The sequence below is a fragment of the Ruegeria sp. O4 genome (genome assembly GCF_056535125.1).
In genome coordinates this window covers 38,630-61,448 of sequence record NZ_JBQERO010000021.1, presented here as the reverse complement: position 1 = coordinate 61,448, position 22,819 = coordinate 38,630, and the positions used below count along the sequence as shown (strand labels likewise).

Genomic DNA, 22,819 nt, shown 5'->3' with positions numbered 1-22,819 from the left:
TGCAACCATGAACGTCCAGACCCCCGAAAGCGGATACCACTATAACGTCATGCGCCGGGCAATCGACCTGATTGATCAGGGCGGTGAAACCCTCAGCCTCGATGAGTTGGCCCGCCAGATGGATATGAGCCCAGCGCATTTCCAGCGCCTGTTCTCGCGTTGGACCGGAGTGTCGCCAAAACGGTATCAGCAATACCTGACGCTGGGCCATGCCAAGGCGCTGCTGCGCGAACGGTTCACCACGCTTGAAACCGCCCATAACGTAGGCCTGTCCGGCAGTGGCCGCCTGCATGATCTGTTCCTGAAATGGGAATCCATGAGCCCCGGCGAATATGCCCGCAGGGGCGCGGGTCTGACGATCTACTGGGGCTGGTTCGAATGCCCCTTTGGCCCCGCGCTGGTCATGGGCACCGACAAGGGCATCTGCGGCATCGCCTTCGGGGCTGAAACCGGAGAGAAGGCGGCGATGGAGGATATGATCTCGCGCTGGCCTAACGCGGATTATGTCGAAGATCCGATGCGCCTGCGCCCCTGGGTTCTCAGCGCATTCGGCACGGCCAGCGACCGGTCAGAGCCGACACCGCTCTACCTGATCGGCTCACCCTTGCAGATCAAGGTATGGGAAGCACTGATGCACATCCCGTCGGGGCAGGTGACGACCTATTCCGAAATCGCGCTGCGCGTGGGTTCACCACAGGCCGTGCGCGCCGTGGGCACGGCGGTCGGGCGCAACCCAGTCAGCTGGCTGATCCCGTGTCACCGCGCCCTGCGCAAATCCGGGGGGTTGGGCGGCTATCACTGGGGTCTGCCGGTCAAACGGGCCATGCTGGCCTATGAGGCGGCACAGGCCGACGCCTGATTGACAGCAGGCCCGACCGCTGCCAAAAAGCACCGCAGGTTCGGGTCCCCTGCCGTTCGCGGCCATTGGCTTTGGTGAAACCCGGTTGAACAAACATCTGTTGCCCTTTCCCGGCGTGCGGATGGTAATGCGAACCCCGTCCTAAACTCGCGCCCGTTCAAGGAAACGAGGCAAAACATGACACTGTCACAAGACATCGCTCCGCTGGAGGAGCTGAAAGAGCAGGCCAAACGCCTGCGACGGAAACTGCGCGACACCGGCGTTCAGCTGTCGCACGGTCAGGCCCTGGAACTGGTGGCGCATCAACATGGGGTGCGCGACTGGAACACATTGCACGCGATGGCGGGCAACCGGATGCGTTTGCGTGTGGGGGACCGGGTCGAAGGTCGCTACCTGGGCCAGCCGTTCACAGCGGAAATTCGTGGTCTGACCATATTGGGGGACGGTGCGCACCGCCGGGTGACCCTACAGTTCGACACGCCTGTCGATGTGGTCCGGTTCGACAGTTTCTCGGCCTATCGCCAGCGCGTGACCGGCGAGATTGGTTGGGACGGTCGTTCCCGTCGCCATACGTCCGACGGGGAACCCCAGCTAGTGGTGCGGCCTGTCTGACATAACACGGGCGAGGCAACCGCGTTGCCTCGCCCTCTCATCTCGCATTGCGCCGGGTGTATTATTCAGCTGCCCAGCCGCCGACGGATTTGACTTCCAGAAAGTCCTCCAGCCCCCAAACGCCACCTTCGCGCCCGTTGCCGGATTGCTTCATCCCACCAAACGGAGAGCCCGCGCTGCGCGACTGGCCGTTCATCTCGACCATGCCCGACCGCAGAACCCGCGCCATGCGGTTGGCGCGCGCCTTGTCCTGCGTCTGCACATAATTGGTCAGGCCATAAGGTGTGTCATTGGCGATCTCGACAGCCTCTTCCTCGGTGTCGAAGGGGATCATGGTCAGAACCGGGCCAAAGATTTCCTCGCGCGCGATGGTCATCTGGTTGTTGGCATCGGCAAAGACCGTCGGGCGGACATAATAGCCCTTGTTCAGCCCCTCGGGGCGTCCGGTGCCGCCCGCGACCAGCCGCGCCCCTTCGTCGATACCTTTCTGGATCAGGTCCTGAATCTTGGTCCACTGAACCTCATTCACGACGGGTCCGATATGGCGGCCCTCTTCTGCGGCGCTGCCCACCGTGACCTTGCTGGCGACCTCGGCGGCGATCTCAACAGCCTGATCATAGATCGGGCGCTGCACCAGCATCCGGCTGGGGGCGTTACAGCTCTGGCCGGTGTTGTTCATCATGTGCAGGACACCGCGTTTGACAGCCTTTTCATCGGCATCGGCAAAGACCACATTGGCGCCTTTGCCACCCAGCTCCAGATGCACTTTCTTGAGCGTTTCCGCCGCGTTCTTCGAAATCGCCGTACCCGCACGGGTCGAGCCGGTAAAGCTGACCATATCCACGTCGGGATGACCCGACAGCTGCGAGCCAACGCCCGCGCCATCGCCGTTTACCAGATTGAAGACACCGGGCGGGAACCCTGCCTCGTCCATCATCTCGGCAAAGATCATCGCGTTCAGCGGGCTTTGCTCGGAGGGTTTCAGAACCATCGTGCAGCCCGCAATCGCCGCTGCACCGACCTTGAGCGTGACCTGGTTCATCGGCCAGTTCCAGGGCGTGATCAATGCGGCCACGCCAACCGCCTCATAGATGATCCGGTCATTCGGGGCGTGATCCCCCAGAGGGCGTTCAAACTGAAACGCCTTGGCCGCGCGGATGAAGTTTTGCAAATGCCATGTGCCTGCACCAACCTGCTGGCTGCGCGACATGTCAATCGGCGCGCCCATTTCCAGCGACATGGCCTGCGCCAGATCTTCCGCGCGGGTCTGGTAGATGTCGATCAGCTTCTCGACCAGCGCGATGCGGGCCTCTACCGGCGTTGCCATCCAGCCCGGCAGGGCGGCCTTGGCGGCGGCAACTGCCGCATCCGTGTCGGCCTGCCCACCCAGTGAGATCACCGCGCACGGCTCCTCGGTCGAGGGGTTGATGACCTCGAAATCATTGGGTTGCGACGGCGCGACCCATTGACCATTGATATAGAAATTCCGCTTTTCGATCATCCTGAGCCCTCCTGTCGGTCCAGCTAGAATCCGGCTGTTCGCCGACACTCTGTCACCCAAGCGAACAGGGGGCAATAGATAATTTGATCAAATTATTTTTCCAGTGAAACCGGTGAATTTCCGGGCCGCGACCACGATGCAAGTTTTAACCCGTGGGCAAAGTGATTAGGTTGCGGGCAATCGACTCAGGTTAATACTGGAAAGGAGATACCCCATGGGTTTGCGCATCAACGATACGGTCCCGAACTTCACCGCAGAAACAGATCAGGGCACCATTCAGTTTCACGACTGGATTGGCGACAGCTGGGCCATTCTGTTCTCGCACCCCAAGGATTTCACGCCTGTCTGCACCACCGAATTCTCGGCCGTCGCGCAGCTGAACGACGAATGGGCCGCGCGCAACACCAAGGTGATCGGCGTTTCGGTTGACGGTGTCGAAGACCACAAGAAGTGGAAGAAGGATATCGAGGAATACGGTAAGGCCAATCCCGGGTTCCCGATCATCGCTGATGAGGGGCTGGCGGTGTCGAAAGCCTTCGATATGCTGCCCGCCGAAGCCTACCTGCCTGATGGTCGCACCCCGGCGGACAGCGCCACCGTGCGGTCGGTCTTTATCATCGGCCCTGACAAGCAGCTGAAACTGTCGATGACCTATCCGATGACCGTGGGCCGCAACTTTGCGGAAATCCTGCGCGCGCTGGACGGGTTGCAGATGTCGTCGAAGGGTGTCGCAACGCCTGCCAACTGGGTGCCGGGTGAAGACGTGATCATCCCGCCCTCAGTGTCGAACGAAGACGCCAAGGCCAAATTCGGCGCGTTCGAGACGATCTTTCCCTATCTGCGCAAGACCAAAGCGCCGTCTTAAGGCGGGTGCCGGGTCAGGGGGGCTGTCTGCCCCCCATCGTGCCTGCCGGCACGATTTCCCCCCGAGGATATTTGGGGCCAGATGAAGCAGGCGGGGGCAGGGTAACCGAAGGGAGACCTGCCCCTGGACCTCAGAACTTGTACCGAAGCCCGAAATTGACACTGAACGTATCCAGATCGTCTTCGACGATGCCGGTCAACGCGCCGTTCGGGGCCAGCCGCCGCGACGAGACGTCAAAGGCGCGGGCATAGCGGGCGTCGACGGTAAAGGCGGTTGACGGGTTGATCTCGTAAGCCACACCGGCGATCAGCTGCGCGGCAAAGGCGGTGTCGCTGTCATCCAGCGCCACACCGGGCCCATAGGCAAAATCCAGATCCGAATAGGTGGCCCCCAGACCAAACCCGGCATAGGGCGTCAGCGCACCCGCCTGTTTGAAATCGAACAGCACATTGGCAAACAATGAGGTCTGCGTGACATCGCCCGAGATATTGCCCTCGGCCCCCGGCCCGTTGCCCGAGAAGTTCACACCATCCACGTCGCTGTCGCGGTAAGACAGCTCCAGCTCAACCCGTGTTCCGAACCTGTCATTGGACCATTGCGGGATCTCCTTGCCGATGGCCACGCCCAGACCGAACCCTGCGTCGAACTCCGTGTCGACCGACTGCGGCGCGCCGCCGATCGTGCCTGCGAAATCGCTGTCCTGCAACTGGCTGTACCCGACAAAGCCCTGAACATAGGTGCCGTCGCCCAGGCTTTGCGCGGCAAGCGCCGTCGCGCTGGCGGCGAGGGCCGTTGAGGTAAGTAAAATGCGCTTGAACATGATTGTCTCCGTAGCTCCAAAACTCTGCTTGGCCTCGATGTGGGCGGGCTTGACGGAAAGGAAAGGCGCGGGGCTATCACTTCGTTTCACAGGTTTTTGGACGCGCGTGAATGAATAGATCCGGGGCTGGGCAGGACCGTTCATCTGCCGTCTCATGGCCCTCAGGTTCTGGTTCCGGGCAATTTGTGATAGGGTGCGCGGGGGGCAAAACTCAGGCATACGACCAATCACCTCGGGCTTTCGGACTGTACCTAGCGGGAGAAGACCATGGCTTTTACAGATTGGTATGTTGAAGGAGAGAGTTTCGGGAACTGCAACTGCGGCTATTCTTGCCCCTGCCAGTTCGAAGAGTTGCCGACCCATGGCGATTGCCGGGGGTTCGAAGTGCTGGAGGTGACCAAAGGGCATTTCGGTGACACCGACCTCAGCGGGACTAGGGCCGCACTGATCTATGCCTGGCCGGGGCCGATCTTTGAAGGCGGCGGCGAGATGCAGGTGATCGTTGATCCCGCAGCAACCCCGGCACAGCGTGACGCGCTGGAAAAGGTCTTTCACGGTGAAGAAACCGAAGAGATGGCGACGCATTGGTACGTGTTCAGGGCAATGTGCGAGACGGTTCATGACACGCTCTACCTGCCGATCGAATTCGAGATGGACCTTGAAGAGCGCACGGCCAGCGTTACCGTTGGTGATATTCTGAAATCCACCGGACAGCCGATTCAGGCCCCGCATGGTGGCGGCGCGCATAGGGTCCGCATCGATATTCCCGGCGGGATCGAGTTTTCCATTGCCGAGATTGGCAGCGCCTCGACCCGCTCTGATGCCGCGATAAAGCTGGACCTGAAGGACAGCTATGGCCAGTGGCATCTTCTGAAACATGGGCCCGGCGGGGTTACCCACTGATCGGCACCCCTGTCAGGCGGCGTGCGCAGATGTGTTCGGGACCGATGACCAGCAGGGCAGCGTCAGATCCGCCTTCAGCACCCGAACCTCAAAGGGTTTCAGCACCGGCAACGCGGTTGACCCATAGCCACCGGCACCGCAGGCCAGATCCGGGAACAGGGTGAACAGCTCGCGCCTTGTGGCGGGAGCCATCGCGCCCAGTGTCGTGTCGCCGGGATAGAAGGATTCGGACCAGACCCCTTCGACATTCACCAACTCATGCCGGTCAAAAAGGATATGGACATACTCGACCCCTTGCGCGGGCAGCTCCTGAACGATTGTCCGCCCGTTGATCAGCCCCTTGGCCGGGGCCAGCATCGCGGTCTCGCAATGCATCAGCTCCATCATCGCCGAGGTGACGGCGATCCGGTGTTGTGGCGAGACGACCAGATCACGGTTGGGGCTGTTTGGCCCGAAACATCCCGCCATGATCCGAACCGGACAGAGATGAGGGTCCTGTTGCAACTCCTGCGCTGACAAGCGACGCCTGCCGACCCAGCGCACCGGGCGGATATGGCCCTTGGCAGTGACAACCGGGTCGCCGGGGTTCAGGGTTTCGACCCGGCGCAGCCCGGCGGGTGTCCGGATCAGGGACCCGGCGGTAAAGCACACGAAAGACGGCAGGGTCTGATAAGTAGTTGGCGCTGCCGTCCCGCCAAAGCTGGTCCCCGTGATCGTATCGTTCAGCTGCGCCTGACCCGAGGTGACGATGATGTAGCGCGGGTTCGAGAACTGAACCAGAATGAAGGTGACAGGCGCCCCGTTCACCGTCCCCGAATAGCTTTCGAAAGTGCTGAAATTCTGGCTTGTCCCGGAAAAACCGGGCAGGGCCGACAGATCAAGCTGCGCGCTGTCAGGGTCGGGATCCTGCAACAGGGCGTCATTGTCGGTGATATCAACGGAATAAGCGGCAGTAATATCGACGCTTTTATTGCTGTAGGGGTCTGCGCTGATTTCGAAAACGGTTATCGAGGCCACGGTCGAAAAGCATCCCTGAATGCAACATGATCATCCTTATGGTTGAGTAAATACACGCATGAAGTGTTAATAATTGATTTACCAAGCCACGGGACGCCCGACACTCCTGACCGCGCGGACAAAAATAGCCCCGGTCGAAACCGGGGCCTTTCGCATTCAATCAGAGGGTGGGCAGATTACTCTGCGCTTTCCTCTTTCTTTTCTTTCTTCTCGGGAACGATCTCTTCGCCGGTTTCCTGATCGACCACTTTCATCGACAGGCGAACCTTGCCGCGATCGTCAAAGCCCAGCAGCTTGACCTTCACTTCCTGACCTTCCTTCAGAACATCCGACGGATGGTTCAGGCGGCGGTTTTCGATCTGGGACACGTGGACCAGACCGTCGCGCTTGCCAAAGAAGTTCACGAAAGCACCGAAATCGACGATCTTGACCACCTTGCCGGTATAGACCTGACCTTCTTCCGGCTCGGCCACGATCGACCAGATCATGTCATAGGCTTTCTTGATCGATTCCCCATCGGGCGATGCGATCTTGATGACGCCATCGTCGTTGATGTCGACCTTGGCACCCGAAACCTCGACGATCTCGCGGATGACCTTGCCGCCCGAACCGATCACTTCACGGATCTTGTCGGTCGGGATGTTCATGGTCTCGATGCGCGGCGCGTGGACCGAGAACTCGTTGGTCTCGGACAGGGCTTTGCCCATCTCGCCCAGGATGTGCATCCGGCCGTCCTTGGCCTGTGCCAGGGCGGTTTCCATGATCTGAGGCGTGATGCCCGCGACCTTGATGTCCATCTGAAGCGAGGTGATGCCGTTTGCAGTACCCGCAACCTTGAAGTCCATATCGCCCAGGTGGTCTTCGTCACCCAGAATGTCGGTCAGAACTGCGTAAGACCCGTCATCTTCCAGGATCAGACCCATGGCCACACCGGCAACCGGAGCTTTCAGCGGAACACCCGCATCCATCATCGACAGCGAACCGCCGCAGACAGACGCCATCGAGCTGGAGCCGTTGGATTCAGTGATCTCGGACACCACGCGGATGGTATAGGGGAAGTCGGTCGGCGCAGGCAGAACCGCCTGCAGCGCGCGCCATGCCAGCTTACCGTGACCGATTTCGCGACGGCCGGGCGAACCCACACGGCCCACTTCACCAACCGAATAGGGGGGGAAGTTGTAATGCAGCAGGAAGTTCGATTTGAAGTTGCCGTGCAGCGCGTCGATGAACTGCTCATCGTCGCCGGTGCCCAGCGTGGTCACGGCCAGCGCCTGAGTTTCACCGCGGGTGAACAGGGCAGAGCCGTGTGTGCGCGGCAGCAGCGAGGTTTCGGCTTCGATGGCACGCACATCGGTGGTCGAACGACCGTCGATGCGCTTGCCGCCCTTGACGACGTCACCGCGCAGAATACCGGCTTCCAGCTTTTTCATCGCCGAGCCAAGGTTGGCGTCTTCCAGCTGTTCCTCGCTCAGCGCTTCCTTGATCGCTTCACGGGCAGCGGCAACAGCGGCGGTGCGCTCCTGCTTGTCGGTGATCGCGAACGCGGCGCGCATCTGCTCTTCACCGGCAGCCGAAACGGCGGCATAAAGCTCCGAGTAATCGGGTGCGACGAATTCGAACGGCTCTTTCGCGGCGTCTTCGGCCAGCGAAATGATCAGGTCGATGACCGGCTGGATCTGCTCATGCGCAAAGGTCACGGCACCCAGCATTTCGGCCTCGGACAGCTCATAGGCTTCCGATTCCACCATCATCACGGCGTCTTTGGTACCGGCAACAACCAGATCCAGACGCTGTTCAGGGTTCAGGCGCAGGTCCTGCATGTCATCCACGGTCGGGTTCAGGACGTATTCGCCATCCACGAATCCAACGCGGGCACCGGCGATCGGGCCCATGAACGGCGCGCCGGAAATGGTCAGCGCAGCCGACGCGGCGATCATTGCAACGATGTCGGGATCATTGACCAGATCGTGGCTCAGCACGGTGCACATCACCAGCACTTCGTTTTTGAAACCGTCAACGAACAGCGGGCGGATCGGACGGTCGATCAGACGCGCGGTCAGCGTCTCTTTCTCGGTTGGGCGCGCTTCGCGCTTGAAGAAGCCACCCGGAACCTTACCGGCGGCGTAATATTTCTCTTGGTAATGTACGGTCAGCGGGAAAAAGTCCTGACCAGGTTTTTGGCTCTTGGCAAAGGTCACGTTGGCCATGACGCTGGTTTCGCCCAGCGTGGCAATCACGGTGCCGTCGGCCTGACGGGCAACCTTGCCGGTTTCCAGTGTCAGCGTCTCCTCGCCCCACTGCATCGATTTCTTCGTTACATCAAACATATGCGTATCCTAGAACGGAGCACTCCCGCCCCTGCGGGTCTCCGGTTTTGCATGGCGGCCCCATTGCCGCCGACCCCATTTATCTTCCGTTCGAGTGCCGGGGTCAGGGCACAACGTCTCAGATACCGCGCGCATACATGAGAATGCGTTGGAAGGAAAGCGAAACCGAAAAAGCTGGCCGGATCATGCTGAGGCAGGCCCTGACCCCTCGCAGCGCGATACAAGGCACAGGGGCCGCATGATGGTGCGATGCGTGCCATTGCCCCCCGTCCGGGAAATGGCCTGACAGAACCGGATCACTGCGCTAACCTCACTTTCATTGGGGGTGCGAATGAAAAGACGGCTTACGACAGTGCTGGCGGCTGACGTTGTCGGGTACTCGGCGCTTATGGATCAGGACCGGCAGGGTACACTTGCAGCGCTGAAATCGTTCCGTGACGACACGCTCACTGCCCTGCTGGAAACCCACAACGGCACATTGATCAAAAGCATGGGGGATGGCTGGATCGCCGAATTCCGGTCAACGTCCGACGCGTCGGATTTTGCGATTGCCCTGCAATCCTGCGACAAGCCCGAAGGGCTGCGGCTGCGCATCGGTATTCACACGGGTGAGGTCATCACGGAAGGCGAAGACATTTTCGGTGATGGCATCAATGTCGCTGCCCGGCTCGAAGCATTGGCCAAACCCGACCAGATCCTGATCTCGGACACGGCGCATCACAGCCTTGACCGGGGCGATGCGGCCCTGTTCGACGGCGGCGGGCAGGCCGAGCTGAAGAACATCACGCGCCGCGTTGGTGTCTGGTGCTGGCCAAAGGGTTCAACCGCCCATCTTGCTACACCCGCCGACACTCGTCCGGGGATCGCCGTTCTGCCCTTCGACAACATGTCCGGCGACCCCGAGCAAGAGTTCTTTGCCGACGGCATAACCGAAGACATCATCACGGAACTGTCGCGCTTTCGCTGGCTGATGGTCGTGGCCCGCAACTCGTCCTTCATCTTCAAGGGAAAAACGACGGATATCCGCCAGGTCGGCCTGACGCTCGGGGTTCGGTATGTGCTGGAAGGATCCGTCCGCCGCGCGGGACAGCGTGTCCGGATCACCGGGCAGTTGATCGATGCGGAAAATGGCAGCCACCTGTGGGCCGATCGCTTTGACGGGGTGCTGGACGATATCTTCGAGCTTCAGGACAAGGTCACGCAAGAGGTCGTCACGGCGATCGAACCTTCGCTGCGCCAAGCCGAAACGAACCGATCCCGCGCCAAGCCGACCGAAAGCCTCGAAGCCTATGAACTCTATCTTCAGGCGCAGTCGCAATTTCATCTGCTGACAGATGACGCCAATCGCGAAGCCATCCGGCTGACAACGCTGGCGCTGGACCGCGACCCGGATTACGCCGCAGCCGCAGGGCTGCTGGCATGGCTGCATATTCAACGCCTTGTGCAGGGGCTCGATCCCATCGGCGAAGGGCCCAGGGCCGCCATCAGCGCGGCAGAACGCGTTCTCATGAGCGACCGCGCCGACGGCATTGCCATGGCTTATGCGGCGCATTCAATCTCGATGCTGGCCCGCGACTTGCCGCGCGCGCGGGCGGCGTTCAAACAGGCTCTGGCCGAAAACCCCAATGCTGCAAGTGTTCACATGCTCGCCTCTATCAACCTGTGCATGTTGAACCGGTCGGACGAGGCATTGGAACACGCAACACATGCCATTGAACTCAGCCCGAAAGACCCGATGCGCCATGCGGCGCATATCGCCCGGGCAAGTGCGCTTTTTCAGCTGCGCCGGTATGACGAGGCCGCCGCCGCCGCGCGTGACGCTCTGGCCGTTCGGTCAGGATTTGTCATGAGCCACCTGATGCTTGTTGCCGCCTTGGGCCAGATGTCGGATGCCGCAGCGGCGCAGGCGGCGATAAGCGACCTGCAAGCGCTGCGCCCCGATATCACCGCTTCCTCGGATCAGACCAGCCTGCCGGTCTTTACCGTTCCGGCCTGTGCGGAAAGCTGGCGCGAAGGGTGGAAAAAGGCCGGTCTTCCCGAATAACGGCTGGTCTACAGATACGCGTTCTGCTGCGGCCACGAAACTCCGCGCGCCCCGGCTGGCGACGTCCGGATGTTCAAGTGTGATGTTCACCACAGAGGGAATTTAAAACTCGTCTATTGTGCAGGCTTATTGTGTCAAAGTTAATGAAAGTAGGTTTACCCATGAAGCTCCATTCCGCCTCTGGCATTTCATTCAACCCTGATGTGTTCGACGAGTCATTCATCGAAATGCTCGACAAGCTCCCCGAGGACGCGGTCGAGGACATCGACCTTGATGCAGGCCCGAAGATGCCGCTGATGACAGCCCCCGCCGCCGAACCAAGTGCGGCGGACGTGGCCGCGATCATGGAAAGCGCATGGCAAGAGCTTTATGCCTCAGACGAAGGGGCCGATATCCGGGCGCTACCGGCGGACCAGCAGGCGCAGATCAAGGCGCGGTTCCTGTCCCCCGACCCGATACCCGAGGCCGAAGCCGCCACGGTTCCCGTCGATGCCGCGCCGTTTTCGGTGCAGGAAACTGCAGACAGCCTGATCCTGATGCAGGGGGACACGCCGCTTTTGGGGGCACCGCTGGGCACCAGCAGGAAAAAGCGCAAGAAGGCCGCGCTGAACACCTTTATCGGGGCCGCCGCCAAGGCCTTTGCCGATATCATCACGATGGCCATGGCGGCACTGGGGGTTTATCAGGCGCTCGGAACCAAGACGGTCACGCGGGCCGGGGCCGGGATTGCCGTCAAATGCAGCGGACCGATCAGCCGCCACGCCGGTGCAATCGCCAAGGCCGGAACGGCGGGCAGCGATCTGGCCATGATGAAGGCCATGCTGGGCGTCGCCAAGGCGTCTGTCGGGTTCACCAAACTTGCGGGCATCGTTCTGACCGACATGAGCGGCCTGGAAAAAGCCGCCGCGATTGCCACCTGCGTCGGCGGCATGACTCTGGCCGTCGCCTCGGCAAGCGGGTCGTTCTGGGTGTCGATGCTGGCGATGGTATCCGCAGTTGCGATGTTCGTGATCGACACCGCCTTGGCGGTCGATACCTACAAAAAGTGGCAGGCGATCTGACCCGAAATCAAAGACGCCCGCCATTTGGGCGGGCGTACAAATCTTACAGACCGGGGTTCAGAACCGGTACAAAACGTAACAAATACGTTTAGCGGCGGATGCCCAGCTTTTTGATCAGGTCCTGGTAACGCGCCTCTTCCTTGCCCTTCAGGTAGTCCAGCAGCTTACGGCGCTGAGCAACCATTTTCAGCAGACCACGACGACCGTGGTTGTCTTTCTTGTGGGTCTTGAAGTGCTCGGTCAGGGTGTTGATGCGCGAGGTCAGGATAGCAACCTGTACTTCAGGCGAACCGGTGTCGCCTTCTTTGGTTGCGAATTCTTGCATGACGCGTGCTTTTTCAGCGGCAGTGATCGACATCGGGGTCTCCTTTGAAAGGTTAGAGTTGATGGCGCAGGCCGGGATGTCGTCCAGCACAGGCCCATGGAGAAAACCGCACCGATTCCGATGCGGATGGGCGCGTATAAGCGCAATTGACCCAAATGGCAAAGGGTTTCTGCGGGCTCAGACCATCTGCCCGTATTGTGCCAGCTGCGCTTCGGTGATCAGCTGAATATCGGCCGCAGTCATCCCTTCGGCACCATATACCTGCGCAACTTCCTGACCATCGATGAAAACCCTTGTCAGGTTGGCGTTTTCGGCGTCGGCCTCAACCTCGATTGCCGGGTCGGTCTCATCCTCCCACGTCACCAGCAGCTTGTCTTCACCGGGTTGAAACCCCATCACGGTCACCTGATCGTCGCCTGGGTTCAACACGATATCATCGGCCCCGTCTCCGCCCGTTACCACGTCTTTGCCGCCTGCCAGAATGGTATCGTAACCCGCACCGCCGTTCAGGAAATCCCTTTCGGCGGCCCCCTCTTCGATCCCGAAAACAAAGTCGTCTCCATCCCCGCCAAAGACGGTATCCTCACCTTCGCCCCCGTTCAGAACATCGTCCCCGAACCCGCCCTGCAACGCATCATCCCCTGCGCCACCGTCCAGCTGGTCGTCGCCCTGACCGCCAAACAGTTCGTCCTCACCCGCACCGCCATCCAGTGTGTCGTCCCCAAAATGACCGTAAAGGGCGTCATCCCCGTCATCTCCGAACAAGAGGTCGTCATCCGCCTCACCGTGCAGGATGTCATTTCCCTGCCCGCCCGATATCTCATCCGCGCCGTCGCCCCCGTGCAGAACGTCGTTGCCCTTGGCACCGTTTATCGTGTCGTCCCCGCCATAGCCGTTGATCTGATCGACACCGTCCTGCCCGGTAATCACGTCCGAACCATCGCCACCGGCAATCACCAGATCGCCTTCAAATTCCGAGATCACAGTCCCGGTGGAGGGTGCCTCGTCGCTGTCCGGCGAAGGTTCGGTGTCGGTGCTTTCCGGATCTTCGACACCCTCGCCGATGACCAGAAACTCACCGGTATCATCCTCGGCTGATGGTTCACCTTCGGGGTTTTCATCCGGCGTGTCGTCCTCTTCGATCAGAAAATCGCTCATCGCGTAAGCAGCGCCGCCAATGGCGGCCAGTCCAAGCAATCCGGCCAGAAACATGGAACCCCTCCGAAAGCATGATGCTCCGAGGGTGGAATATCCCATATCGCCCGTCACAGGGTCAAAGGTAAACCTTTGAAATGGTTAACCCTTGTCACCAGAGCTCAGGCTGCTGCGTATAGGCGATATAAAGCGGATGTTTGGGGTGTCCGTCCTTGGTCAGGCCAAGATGGAACAGCGATTGGCCGGTTCCGCGCAACAGGGTTTCCACCGCAGGGCCGCGCCCCAGATGCGCGCCGTGCGTGCCCCAGGCCGCGATGACCTGATCGGCCCATTGCACACCGTCCAGAATGGCCGCGTCATTCTCGGGCCCGACCGGATCGGCGGCAGCCCGCATCTTGCGCGGGTCGGTATCGCGCCACGCAAAGATGTTCGTGACCTGAAACGCGCCGAACCCAAGCGCGCGTGCGCGCCGTTCACAGCGTTCCACCGTCGGGTCGTTCTGCACCTCGGTCGCGGTTGACGGGTTCAGCATCACAAACAGCGCCTTGCGACCTTCAGGGTCCCAGATGCGGGTCAGGCCATAGCGGTATTTCTCGCAATCGGAATAGATGGCGGTCGAGGGCGCGTCGCCCTTGGTATGGGAACGGGTGATCATGCCCTTCGCCTAACACGGCTCTCAGTCGACGAACACCCGGCTGGGGTGCAATTCACCGGATTTATAGATGCCAACGGCCACGGCCTTGCCGTCGAATGATGCCCAGGCCTCGTCGCCGTATTCAATGTCTGAGGCCAGCACCATGCCCGGATTGCCATTGCGCAGACGGGTTGCCCCCTCGGCGGTGCATTTCAGCTCGGGCAGGTCGGACAGGCCGGTTTCCAGCGGGTGCAGATATTCGTCCAACGCGGTTGTTTTCGCCATCTCGTCAATCTGCTCGATGCTCAACCCGTCCTCGGCCTCGAACGGGCCGGACCAGATGCGGCGCAGTTCCTTGACGTGGCCGTGGCACCCCAGCGCCTCGCCCAGATCGCGGGCGATAGACCGCACATAGCCGCCTTTGCCGCAGGTCATCTCCAGCACCACGTGATCTTCGTCGGGGCGGTCGACAAGGATCAGTTCCTCGACCCAGAGGGGGCGAGCGTTCAGCTCCACATCCTCCCCATCACGGGCCAGTTTATAGGCGCGCTGGCCGTCGATCTTAACCGCCGAGAATTTGGGCGGTACCTGCATGATATCGCCCAGAAACGGGGTCAGCGCCTGTTTGATATCGTCATCCGAGGGGCGCGCGTCGCTTTGCGCGATCACTTCGCCCTCGGCATCGTCCGTGTTGGTGGCCTGCCCCAGTCGCACGGTAAAAGTATAGGCTTTCAACGCATCGGTGATATAGGGAACGGTCTTGGTCGCCTCGCCCAAGGCAATTGCCAGAACGCCGGTCGCCTCGGGATCCAGTGTGCCCGCATGGCCCGCCTTTTTGGCATCCATCGCCCAACGCACCTTGTTGACCACGGCGGTCGAGGTCATGCCCGCGGGCTTGTCCACCACCAGCCAGCCGGAAATGTCGCGACCCTTGCGTTTGCGTCCCATCTTGCACCTTGAATCTTGCTAAGGCGCGCGAGTTAACGGATCACTCTGCCGCTGTCAATTTGCGGGCGTTTCTTCGACGACGCCGACAATCGGCCCCAGCGAGAATCCCAAATCCGAGCGGTTGCTGGCCCGTTCATACATCCGCGAGATATTGCCGTCGAAAAACAGCGCGTTTGGCGTGCCAAGCACATCGCGGAACAGACGTCCGAACTCGTGGAAGGTGACATAATCTTCCGAGATCGCAAACACCGCCCGCGTACCATCGGAACTGGTGCCGACCCCATTGCGAACATAAAGCGAGGTCGAATCGGGCAGGAAACGCGGGTGCAGTTCTCCGTCGATCACCAGCATGGGGCCGGATTGGGTGGCAAAGCGGCAGGTGGGGGCCTGATCCACGTAATCAAGCGTTTCAAACACATCTGCCCGGCCTTCGCGGATGCAGAACACGCCATTGGGCAGCAAACCGAAGTTGCCGGGGCCGGGGTTGGTGATCACACGCATCTGCTCCTGGCCGTCCTCGACATAATGGCCAACGGGTGAACGGTCGTCGTGATACATGCCCGCGTTCATCGCAAAGGCCAGCCGTTCGCCTTCCGGGGCCAGCACTTCGTTGACCGACGAAAAATGCCCCAATACCTGACCGTCTTCGCCGTTCAGAAAAAGCCTCAGATCTTCATTGGCTGCATCGACGTTGCAAACCGTATAACGTTTGTCCTCGTGGGTCAGCTTTTCACAAGTGACCGCGCCTGCCTGCGCGGCCCAAAGAAGCGTCGCCAATGTGACAAGCGTGCGGATCACTCGTCCAGATCGCGGCGCACCGCGTCCTGTTCGAACATGCGGCGGGTATCGTCCAGACGGTCAAATGTGTCATCCAGCCGAAAGCGCAGATCGGGCGCGAACTTCAGGCCGACTTTCTTGCCGACCATGCGCCGCAGCTCACCCTTGTTGCGGGCCAGAAGTTCGATCACGTCCTCCTGCCCTCTGCCGCCAAGGGGCAGCACATAGGCGGTGGCGATCTTCAGATCGGGCGAGGTACGCACCTCACCCACGGTGATCGACATGCGATTCAGGTCGGGGTCGTGGACATCTCCGCGCGCCAGAACTTCGGACAGGGTGCGGCGGATCAGTTCGCCGACACGCAGCTGCCGTTGGGACGGGCCGGGGCCATCATGGAATTTGTTCTTTGCCATAATCCCCGATCTAAGCGCAAAGCGGGGCTTTGCCAAGCGGGCGCGAACCGGGTAGGAGGCTTTGAGCCGACTTAACGAAAAGGACCAGCGCAATGACCCATATTCCGGGGATCGTCATCACAGGGGCTTCGGGCCGTATGGGGCAGATGCTGATCAAGACCGTGTCGGACAGCGATCAGGCGCGTCTGGTCGGCGTGGTCGAACGCAAGGGCCATGACTGGATCGGTCAGGATGTGGGCACGGTCATGGGCGGGCAGGCGCTGGGCGTTACCGTCACCGACGACCCGCTGGAGGCCTTTGCGCAGGCGCAGGCAGTGATCGACTTCACCGCGCCCGAGGCGACACTGGACTTCGCCGCGCTGGCCGCGCAGGCGCGCTGTGTGCATGTGATCGGCACCACCGGCATGTCCGACGAACAGATCGCAGCACTGGAACCCGCGTCGCGCCATGCGGTGATCGTACGAGCCGGAAACATGAGCCTTGGCGTCAACCTTCTGGTGCAATTGACCAAAAAGGTCGCAGCTGCGCTGGATGAGGATTTCGATATCGAGATCATCGAAGGTCACCACCATCACAAGGTAGATGCACCTTCGGGCACCGCCTTGATGCTGGGAGAGGCCGCAGCCGAAGGGCGTGGCGTTGAGTTGTCGGACGTGTCCGACCGGGGTCGGGACGGCATCACCGGTGCGCGCAAGCGTGGAGATATCGGTTTTCACGCTATTCGCGGCGGCGACATCGTGGGGGAACATGATGTCCTGTTCGCCGCCCCTGGAGAACGCATCGTCCTGCGCCATCTGGCCACCGACCGCGCCATCTTTGCCCGCGGCGCGTTGAAAGCGGCGCTGTGGGGGCAGGGCAAATCCCCCGGTCAATATGACATGGTGGATGTGCTTGGGCTGTAAGCCATAGACGGGCCGCTCGACGGCGTTACACTCGGGCGTATGGGGAACCTGACATCACGTGTGATGACCGGATTGGTGCTGGTCCTGTTCTATCTGACCCTGCTGCCCTTCGTCGCGCAGGGGTTTGACATGATCGGCGTCGGGCTGTCTGAGAGCGCGGCACAGAAAAGCTACTTGTTTGCCTATGACCAGAGTGTCGCTAATGCGGCGATGATGTTGCATATCCTTGCCGGAACGGTGTTGGTGGCTCTTGTGCCGCTGCAGCTGCTGAAAGGGCTTCGGCTGAAATACAATCGGTTTCACCGCGGCTTGGGTGTGGCTCTGATTGCGTCGGCTTTGATCACCGGACTGGCAGGAATGACCTATATCCCCCTGCGGGGAACGATCGGTGGACCGATGATGTCTGCAGCGTTTTTCTTGTATGGGCTCTGCCTGTTCACTGCAGCTCTGATGGTGGCGCGCATGGCTATATTCGCGGATCGTGCTGGCCATTGGGCATGGGGTCTGCGTCTGTTCTGGCTGGCGCTGGGGTCGTGGCTCTACCGTGTGCATTATACGGTTTGGTATCTGTTGACCGGCGGGTTGGGGTCAGAGCCTGATTTCTCGGGCCCTTTCGATCAGGTTCAGAACTTCGCGTTCTTCGTACCATACCTGCTGGCTACGCAGATTTGGATCGCGCGTTGCCGATCTGCTCATCGGGGGGCTCTGATCACAAATCCCTGATCTTGTCGGCGCGCAGCGGGCAGGCGAGGTAGACGCCAAATTCCTGACCGATATCAGCGCTGACGCGGGCGTGCACCGCACCCTGCCGATCGAGGAACCGCTGGTTGTCTTCAACCGGGAATATCCCCTCGTGCCAGATACCGGGATGGATATACAGCCCGCGCGAACCGTCGCACCAGAACGCCACCACCTTTTCTGGTGTCAGGTTGTCGCCGGGCAACGCGGCAGGAATGATGAAGGGCTTGTTGTCGAGCGGCCAGAACATCTGCCCGCCATCCGGGTGGTAGTTCATGTGCCACAGCAGCACCTGATCGCGGGGCGCTGTTTGGCGGCTTGTCTGTGCCTGCTGCGGATCGGTGGACCAGCCGAGGACATAGTGGCCATTGACCGCTTCGTTCTCGCCATAAAGCACGTCGCCCTTCCACTCACCGCGAAAGGTGCCTTCGACCCAGCCGCCTTCGTCGCCGGTGCCTTCATCGATCGGCCGCCACCCCTGTTGTGGCCAGCGGGTGATCTCGATCTCGAACCCTTCGGGATCATCGACCAGACACCCATAGCCTTTGACCGAGGCGTCCGTCGCGCGGATCAGGGGAACCTCGTGCCAGGGCAGCGAGGGTTTGGTGCTGGCTTCAAAGATGTATTCCGGGGCGTTCATGCGGCCTCCATGTGCTTGTCGACCATACGCTGCACCATCGGCGCAAAATGTGCAAAGTCCGGGGTTTCCATATCCGCGCGTTTGCCGGCCTCATCCAGATAGCGGACCTGAATGATCTCTTTCAGGTTCGGGTTGGCTTCGAACGCGGCAACTTCTTCGGCGCTCATCGGACCACCTTGCAGTTCCAACGTGTGAACCGACGCCGCGGACAGGCGATTGAAATACTCGGGTTTGGTGGCACAAAGATACCGCTTGGCTGCCACGTGATAGCGGCAGCAATCGGTGATGACCGAGGGGAAGAACTGCTCCAGCACCTCGGCGCCCGCGTCCTCATGATGACGGTCTTCGGTGTCGTCGGGGTGGTAGGTGCCGAACTCGGATGTGAAATGGCCGATGTCGTGCAGCAAGGCGCCCACGATAATTTCCTCGGGCAACCCGTTCTGCTCGGCAATGGTTGCACCTTGCAGCATGTGCTGGGCCATGGTGACAGGCTCGCCCAGATATTCTTCACCGCCGCGGCGCGCAAAGATGTCGCCGATGAAGGCGACGATATTGTCCCGGTTCAGGGTCGAGAAATCAGGTTTCATTCCGCCGCCTCCGGTTGCGCCATCTCCATCGCCGCCAGTGTGGACAGCAACCCGTCCTTGTCGGCGTAACATCCCTGCAACCAGCGCGATCCGGCCCCGGAATAGCCAAGCCGCGCGTGCAGGACGCGGGTGTTGTCGACGATAAAGCTTTCCCCCGGTTCCAGTTTGAACGACACGCCCATCGCCGGATCGTCGATGATATCTCCCAGTTGGCGATAGGCGGCGTAATAAGCCTCCATCTTGTCAAACGGCACATCCACAAAGGGGGCGGAAGAGCGGTTGTTGAAGCGGATGCCGATCAACTCGCCATCCGGCGACAACTCGATCATCGGGCGGCGCGACCGCAGGCAGACCCCGTCCGAGCCCTTGTACTCGAACCGCGCCGGATATCCAGCCAGCAGGGCAAAGCCTTCGGGGTTTGCGTCACGCAGTTTTTCGATGGCGCGGAAGCCGTCAACAACGATGGACTCTCCACCTTCAGCCGAGTTTTCCAGACAATAGAGGATTTGCAAGGTCGGCACCGGGTCGCGATAGGGGTTGTCGGTATGCGCCTGAAGGCCAAGCCCGGTATAGGCAAGGTTGGTCGGGTTCACCTCGGTCCGCACCTCGAAATAGGGGCCATAATTGGTTTCGCGGACATAGCCGAACAGGTCAGCGACCTTCAGCAATGATTCAGGCTCGGTCGGGCCGCCGGTCAGCTTGGCAAAGCCGAACTCGGCCACAGCGGCCAGCCAATTGCGCTTGGCCGCCGGGCTGGCATGGACCTCGTTCCAATCGCCGCTGGGCGCGGCGATGCCACTTTCCCAGGTCGTGATGCCGGGGGCGATGCGACCCAGCGCAATGTCATGATCGCGGTCGTAGCTGTTTTCGGCCAACCAGTCCGCCGGGAAGGTGACGGTTTTGCTCTCAGGCTGGAACGTGACTTGCAGGTCACCTGCGACCACCTCGGCTGAACTGACCGAGATGTCGGCAGGAATATCGCCGATGGTGATCAGGCGCTGACCGTTGCCCGGCGCGCGGGTATCAGCGTCCAGCGCGTTGTCGCGCAGCCAGATGGCGTGGAAACGGGCCTTGGCCCCGGTGTCAAACGCGACTGTAACAATCGAGGTGTCGTGGGTGGCGGTGCGCAGCATTGGGGGTCTCCTGTTCGGCGCGAGCTTTGGTTGAGCAGATACGCCGTTCGTGGCATTACGACAATTAATCCTTATTTCGGCTGAGGCTTGGAAAAACTAATGGCTAAAAATAAGACTGGATTACCGCCACTGGATTGGTTGCGTGTGTTCGAAGCCGCTGGGCGGCTTGGCGGGTTTTCGGCGGCTGCGAAAGAGTTCGGGTTGACGCAGGCCGCTGTCAGTCAAAGGATCGGCAATCTTGAGGCGTGGCTGGGCCGGTCCCTGTTTGTGCGCGAGGCGCGCGGCGTGTCGCTGACGGTCGAAGGCGAAAGCTATCTGCCGCTGGTGCAGGACAGCCTGCTGGCGTTGGAACGCAACACTGAGGATCTGTTTGGAAAATCGCCACGCGAACTCAGGGTCGCCGGGTTGTCATCAAACATCCACGCCCTTGTTGTGCCAGCCCTGCCTGTGTTCCGAAATCTGCGCCCCGAGGTGCGGGTGATGACCGACTCGGTTGCGCGCCGGTCGTCGCTGGATGAGGAACGCACCTGGCTGCAAATCCGCTATGGTCGCGGAGTGTGGGCCGGGCGCGACGCGGCGTTGATCGCGCATGAGGTGCTGGTGCCGATGGCCGCGCCGGGCGTTGAATGGGGTGCCCCCCTGATCGATCTGCGCGGCGAGCGTCCGGGCTGGCGCGAGTGGAACCGGAAATACGGGCACGGGGACGTCGCGCCATCACATGTCAGTTTCGATTCGATGGAACACGCCGTTTCGGCGGCAAGGCGCGGAATGGGGATTGTGCTGGGCTCGGTTCCGCTGGCGTCCGGTGATCTAAAGGATGGCCGGTTGCGCAGGTTAGAGCTGCCAGAGCTGCAGACCAAGGACGGATATTGGCTGACATGGCCCGAAGATCGGGCGCAGTCCAGAAAACAGCGCGCCCTGATCGATGATTTTCTGAAGGCGCTGCGCGGCTGAGGGCCTAGAAATCGATGGCGATGCCTTTCTTTTCCCAATCACCGTAACGGGCGGGGTCCAGCCCATCGCGCCCGCCCAGTTCCTTGGGCATTTCCCTGGCTTCGGCCTGGGCTTTTTGGCGGCGTTCTTCCGCTTCGGCCAGCGCGCGTTGGGCGGCGGGGGGCAGGTCTTTGCGGTCGTCACTCATGACATCGGGTTCCTTTCCGTGCATAGCCTTGATATACGCCCGCGTCCGCCAATGGCAATGCGGGCACAGGTCACATGAAGGCGGTACCATGACAAACAGCGCGACAGCAGCACGGCGCAGCGCAATCTATCTGTTGGATCAGGTTCTGGGCGAAGGCCGCCTGTTGTCTGAATGCCTCGCTGCGGGCGCTTTGGATCGGTTGGGGCCAGAGGATCGCGCGCGTGCCCAGCGGCTGGCCTCGGAAACCCTGCGCGGGCTGGAGCGCGCCGACCGTCTGCTGGACAACCACCTGAACCGAACACCCGCCCTGACCGTACACAACGCGCTGCGGCTGGGCGCGGTCGAACTGTGCAACGGGGAAGCTGCGCATGGGGTGGTGAACTCCATGGTTGAAATCATCAGCCGCTCGCGCAAGCACGGGCGTCTGAAAGGCTTGGTGAATGCCGTTTTACGCAAGGTCGCGTCCGAGGGTCCCGAAGCATGGCCGAAAATGCGTGTCCCGCGCCTGCCGGAGTGGTTGCGAGATCCGCTGATCGCGGCGTGGGGTGCCGAAGCGGTGGCCGGAATGGAACAGGCGCATTTCGCGGGCGCACCGCTGGACCTTACCCTGAAGCCGGGGGCGGAAATCCCTTCGGGCGAAAAGCTGCCTACCGGGTCTGTGCGCATTCAGGATGCGGGTCAGGTCTCGGCCTTGCCGGGATACAAGGCTGGGGATTGGTGGGTGCAGGACGCAGCAGCCGCGCTGCCGGTGCGTGTTCTGGCACCGAAGGCGGGCGAAAAGGTGTTGGACCTTTGCGCGGCACCGGGCGGTAAAACCATGCAACTGGCTGCGGCGGGCTCGGATGTGACGGCGCTGGATGTATCCGCGGCGCGCACAGAACGCGTGCGCGAAAACCTAGCGCGAACCGGATTGACGGCAGAAGTCATCGTGGGTGACGCGCTGGACCATCAGGGTCAGTACGACGCGATTTTGCTGGACGCGCCCTGCTCGGCCACGGGTACGATCCGCAGGCATCCTGACTTGCCCTTTGCCAAGGATGGCTCGGAATTTGGCGGATTGATCGAATTGCAGGCGCAGATGCTGGCCCACGCATGGACGCTGCTGAAACCTGGCGGGCGGCTGGTCTATTGCACCTGTTCGCTTTTGCCGGATGAGGGCGAGGTTCAGATCGAAGACGCGCTGGGCATGTATCCGGACATGCGTGTTGATCGCGAGGCACTGAAGCTCTCCGGCATCGAAGACAATTGGATCACCGAGGAAGGCGGCCTGCGTCTGCGGCCCGACTACTGGCCCGATCGAGGGGGTATGGACGGGTTCTATATCGCCTGCCTGAACAAATCCGCCTGAGTGCACGCTTTTCGATGACTTGACGATCGGCGCGGTCTATCGTTGGGTCTCAAGCGCCAGCAGAGCGCA

The 22,819-nt window shown here is 61.0% G+C and carries 24 protein-coding genes; 10 read left to right on the top strand and 14 right to left on the bottom strand.

The genetic code is table 11. The features are described from left to right. Window positions 1-7 precede the first annotated feature (7 nt). Together ACR0J7_RS17795 and ACR0J7_RS17790 are read left to right on the top strand one after the other, a co-directional pair. Window positions 8-859, top strand: coding sequence for a bifunctional helix-turn-helix domain-containing protein/methylated-DNA--[protein]-cysteine S-methyltransferase (locus ACR0J7_RS17795; protein WP_480915156.1), 852 nt, complete (start codon window positions 8-10; stop codon window positions 857-859). 177 nt (window positions 860-1,036) lie between these two features. After that, window positions 1,037-1,471, top strand: a complete 435-nt coding sequence (locus ACR0J7_RS17790; protein WP_480482805.1) for a glyoxalase superfamily protein — start codon at window positions 1,037-1,039, stop codon at window positions 1,469-1,471. Between the two features lie 61 nt (window positions 1,472-1,532). Here the strand turns inward: ACR0J7_RS17790 and ACR0J7_RS17785 are convergent, their stop codons facing one another. Further along, window positions 1,533-2,972, bottom strand: coding sequence for an aldehyde dehydrogenase family protein (locus tag ACR0J7_RS17785; RefSeq protein ID WP_209505102.1), 1,440 nt, complete (start codon window positions 2,970-2,972; stop codon window positions 1,533-1,535). A gap of 214 nt (window positions 2,973-3,186) precedes the next feature. Between ACR0J7_RS17785 and ACR0J7_RS17780 the strand changes: the two genes are divergently transcribed. Further along, a complete protein-coding gene (locus tag ACR0J7_RS17780; RefSeq protein ID WP_209505101.1) occupies window positions 3,187-3,837 on the top strand; it encodes a peroxiredoxin in 651 nt (216 codons plus the stop codon). Window positions 3,838-3,967: 130 nt separating this feature from the next. Here ACR0J7_RS17780 and ACR0J7_RS17775 read toward each other — a convergent pair whose 3' ends face one another. After that, window positions 3,968-4,657: an outer membrane protein gene (locus ACR0J7_RS17775; protein ID WP_209598425.1), complete on the bottom strand. Its 690-nt coding sequence runs from the start codon at window positions 4,655-4,657 to the stop codon at window positions 3,968-3,970. Window positions 4,658-4,924: 267 nt separating this feature from the next. Here ACR0J7_RS17775 and ACR0J7_RS17770 point away from each other — a divergent pair, with 267 nt between their 5' ends. Next, complete coding sequence (locus tag ACR0J7_RS17770; RefSeq protein ID WP_480915153.1) at window positions 4,925-5,560, top strand: DUF1326 domain-containing protein; 636 nt, start codon at window positions 4,925-4,927, stop codon at window positions 5,558-5,560. A gap of 12 nt (window positions 5,561-5,572) precedes the next feature. Here the strand turns inward: ACR0J7_RS17770 and ACR0J7_RS17765 are convergent, their stop codons facing one another. Then, complete coding sequence (locus ACR0J7_RS17765; RefSeq protein ID WP_480482815.1) at window positions 5,573-6,577, bottom strand: Hint domain-containing protein; 1,005 nt, start codon at window positions 6,575-6,577, stop codon at window positions 5,573-5,575. A gap of 176 nt (window positions 6,578-6,753) precedes the next feature. Continuing rightward, complete coding sequence (pnp, locus tag ACR0J7_RS17760; protein WP_480482820.1) at window positions 6,754-8,904, bottom strand: polyribonucleotide nucleotidyltransferase; 2,151 nt, start codon at window positions 8,902-8,904, stop codon at window positions 6,754-6,756. Between the two features lie 331 nt (window positions 8,905-9,235). Here pnp and ACR0J7_RS17755 point away from each other — a divergent pair, with 331 nt between their 5' ends. Together ACR0J7_RS17755 and ACR0J7_RS17750 are read left to right on the top strand one after the other, a co-directional pair. Next, on the top strand, window positions 9,236-10,948 hold the full coding sequence (locus tag ACR0J7_RS17755) for an adenylate/guanylate cyclase domain-containing protein (RefSeq protein WP_480915152.1): 1,713 nt from the start codon (window positions 9,236-9,238) through the stop codon (window positions 10,946-10,948). 161 nt (window positions 10,949-11,109) lie between these two features. Next, entirely contained in the window at window positions 11,110-12,009 is a 900-nt protein-coding gene (locus ACR0J7_RS17750) for a hypothetical protein (RefSeq protein ID WP_480915150.1), read from the top strand. Between the two features lie 88 nt (window positions 12,010-12,097). On the opposite strand, the gene rpsO is transcribed toward ACR0J7_RS17750, so the two are convergent. From rpsO to rbfA, 6 genes are all read right to left on the bottom strand, one after another. After that, entirely contained in the window at window positions 12,098-12,367 is a 270-nt protein-coding gene (gene rpsO, locus ACR0J7_RS17745; RefSeq protein ID WP_170329634.1) for a 30S ribosomal protein S15, read from the bottom strand. A gap of 144 nt (window positions 12,368-12,511) precedes the next feature. Beyond that, entirely contained in the window at window positions 12,512-13,546 is a 1,035-nt protein-coding gene (locus tag ACR0J7_RS17740; protein WP_480915148.1) for a calcium-binding protein, read from the bottom strand. A 94-nt stretch (window positions 13,547-13,640) separates the two neighbouring features. Next, complete coding sequence (locus ACR0J7_RS17735; RefSeq protein WP_480915146.1) at window positions 13,641-14,144, bottom strand: DUF1643 domain-containing protein; 504 nt, start codon at window positions 14,142-14,144, stop codon at window positions 13,641-13,643. 21 nt (window positions 14,145-14,165) lie between these two features. Continuing rightward, window positions 14,166-15,071 (bottom strand): tRNA pseudouridine(55) synthase TruB, encoded by a 906-nt coding sequence (gene truB, locus ACR0J7_RS17730; protein WP_480487926.1) that lies wholly within the window; start codon window positions 15,069-15,071, stop codon window positions 14,166-14,168. Window positions 15,072-15,125: 54 nt separating this feature from the next. Continuing rightward, entirely contained in the window at window positions 15,126-15,869 is a 744-nt protein-coding gene (locus ACR0J7_RS17725; RefSeq protein WP_480915144.1) for a phosphodiester glycosidase family protein, read from the bottom strand. Beyond that, entirely contained in the window at window positions 15,866-16,261 is a 396-nt protein-coding gene (rbfA, locus tag ACR0J7_RS17720) for a 30S ribosome-binding factor RbfA (RefSeq protein WP_209505090.1), read from the bottom strand. Before rbfA ends, ACR0J7_RS17725 begins: the two co-directional genes overlap by 4 nt. Before the next feature lie 92 nt (window positions 16,262-16,353). On the opposite strand from rbfA, the gene dapB reads away from it, so the two are divergent. After that, window positions 16,354-17,163: a 4-hydroxy-tetrahydrodipicolinate reductase gene (gene dapB, locus ACR0J7_RS17715; RefSeq protein ID WP_480482833.1), complete on the top strand. Its 810-nt coding sequence runs from the start codon at window positions 16,354-16,356 to the stop codon at window positions 17,161-17,163. Between the two features lie 39 nt (window positions 17,164-17,202). Further along, window positions 17,203-17,886 (top strand): DUF2306 domain-containing protein, encoded by a 684-nt coding sequence (locus tag ACR0J7_RS17710; RefSeq protein WP_480482835.1) that lies wholly within the window; start codon window positions 17,203-17,205, stop codon window positions 17,884-17,886. On the opposite strand, the gene ACR0J7_RS17705 is transcribed toward ACR0J7_RS17710, so the two are convergent. The 3 genes from ACR0J7_RS17705 to tmpA are packed head-to-tail and all read right to left on the bottom strand — an operon-like array spanning window position 17,873 to window position 20,261. After that, on the bottom strand, window positions 17,873-18,541 hold the full coding sequence (locus tag ACR0J7_RS17705; RefSeq protein WP_267363508.1) for an ureidoglycolate lyase: 669 nt from the start codon (window positions 18,539-18,541) through the stop codon (window positions 17,873-17,875). The two genes, ACR0J7_RS17710 and ACR0J7_RS17705, sit on opposite strands and share 14 nt — an antisense overlap. Further along, on the bottom strand, window positions 18,538-19,128 hold the full coding sequence (gene tmpB / locus ACR0J7_RS17700) for a (R)-1-hydroxy-2-trimethylaminoethylphosphonate oxygenase (protein ID WP_480560513.1): 591 nt from the start codon (window positions 19,126-19,128) through the stop codon (window positions 18,538-18,540). Before tmpB ends, ACR0J7_RS17705 begins: the two co-directional genes overlap by 4 nt. Then, a complete protein-coding gene (gene tmpA, locus ACR0J7_RS17695; RefSeq protein ID WP_480915141.1) occupies window positions 19,125-20,261 on the bottom strand; it encodes a 2-trimethylaminoethylphosphonate dioxygenase in 1,137 nt (378 codons plus the stop codon). Before tmpA ends, tmpB begins: the two co-directional genes overlap by 4 nt. A 99-nt stretch (window positions 20,262-20,360) precedes the next feature. On the opposite strand from tmpA, the gene ACR0J7_RS17690 reads away from it, so the two are divergent. Then, window positions 20,361-21,215 carry a LysR family transcriptional regulator gene (locus tag ACR0J7_RS17690; RefSeq protein WP_480622587.1) on the top strand — a complete coding sequence of 285 codons (855 nt, stop codon included), beginning with the start codon at window positions 20,361-20,363 and terminating at the stop codon, window positions 21,213-21,215. A gap of 4 nt (window positions 21,216-21,219) precedes the next feature. Here the strand turns inward: ACR0J7_RS17690 and ACR0J7_RS17685 are convergent, their stop codons facing one another. Continuing rightward, window positions 21,220-21,402 carry a DUF1674 domain-containing protein gene (locus ACR0J7_RS17685; protein ID WP_209505084.1) on the bottom strand — a complete coding sequence of 61 codons (183 nt, stop codon included), beginning with the start codon at window positions 21,400-21,402 and terminating at the stop codon, window positions 21,220-21,222. A gap of 88 nt (window positions 21,403-21,490) precedes the next feature. Between ACR0J7_RS17685 and ACR0J7_RS17680 the strand changes: the two genes are divergently transcribed. Further along, entirely contained in the window at window positions 21,491-22,750 is a 1,260-nt protein-coding gene (locus tag ACR0J7_RS17680) for an RsmB/NOP family class I SAM-dependent RNA methyltransferase (RefSeq protein ID WP_480915139.1), read from the top strand. Window positions 22,751-22,819: the final 69 nt, after the last annotated feature.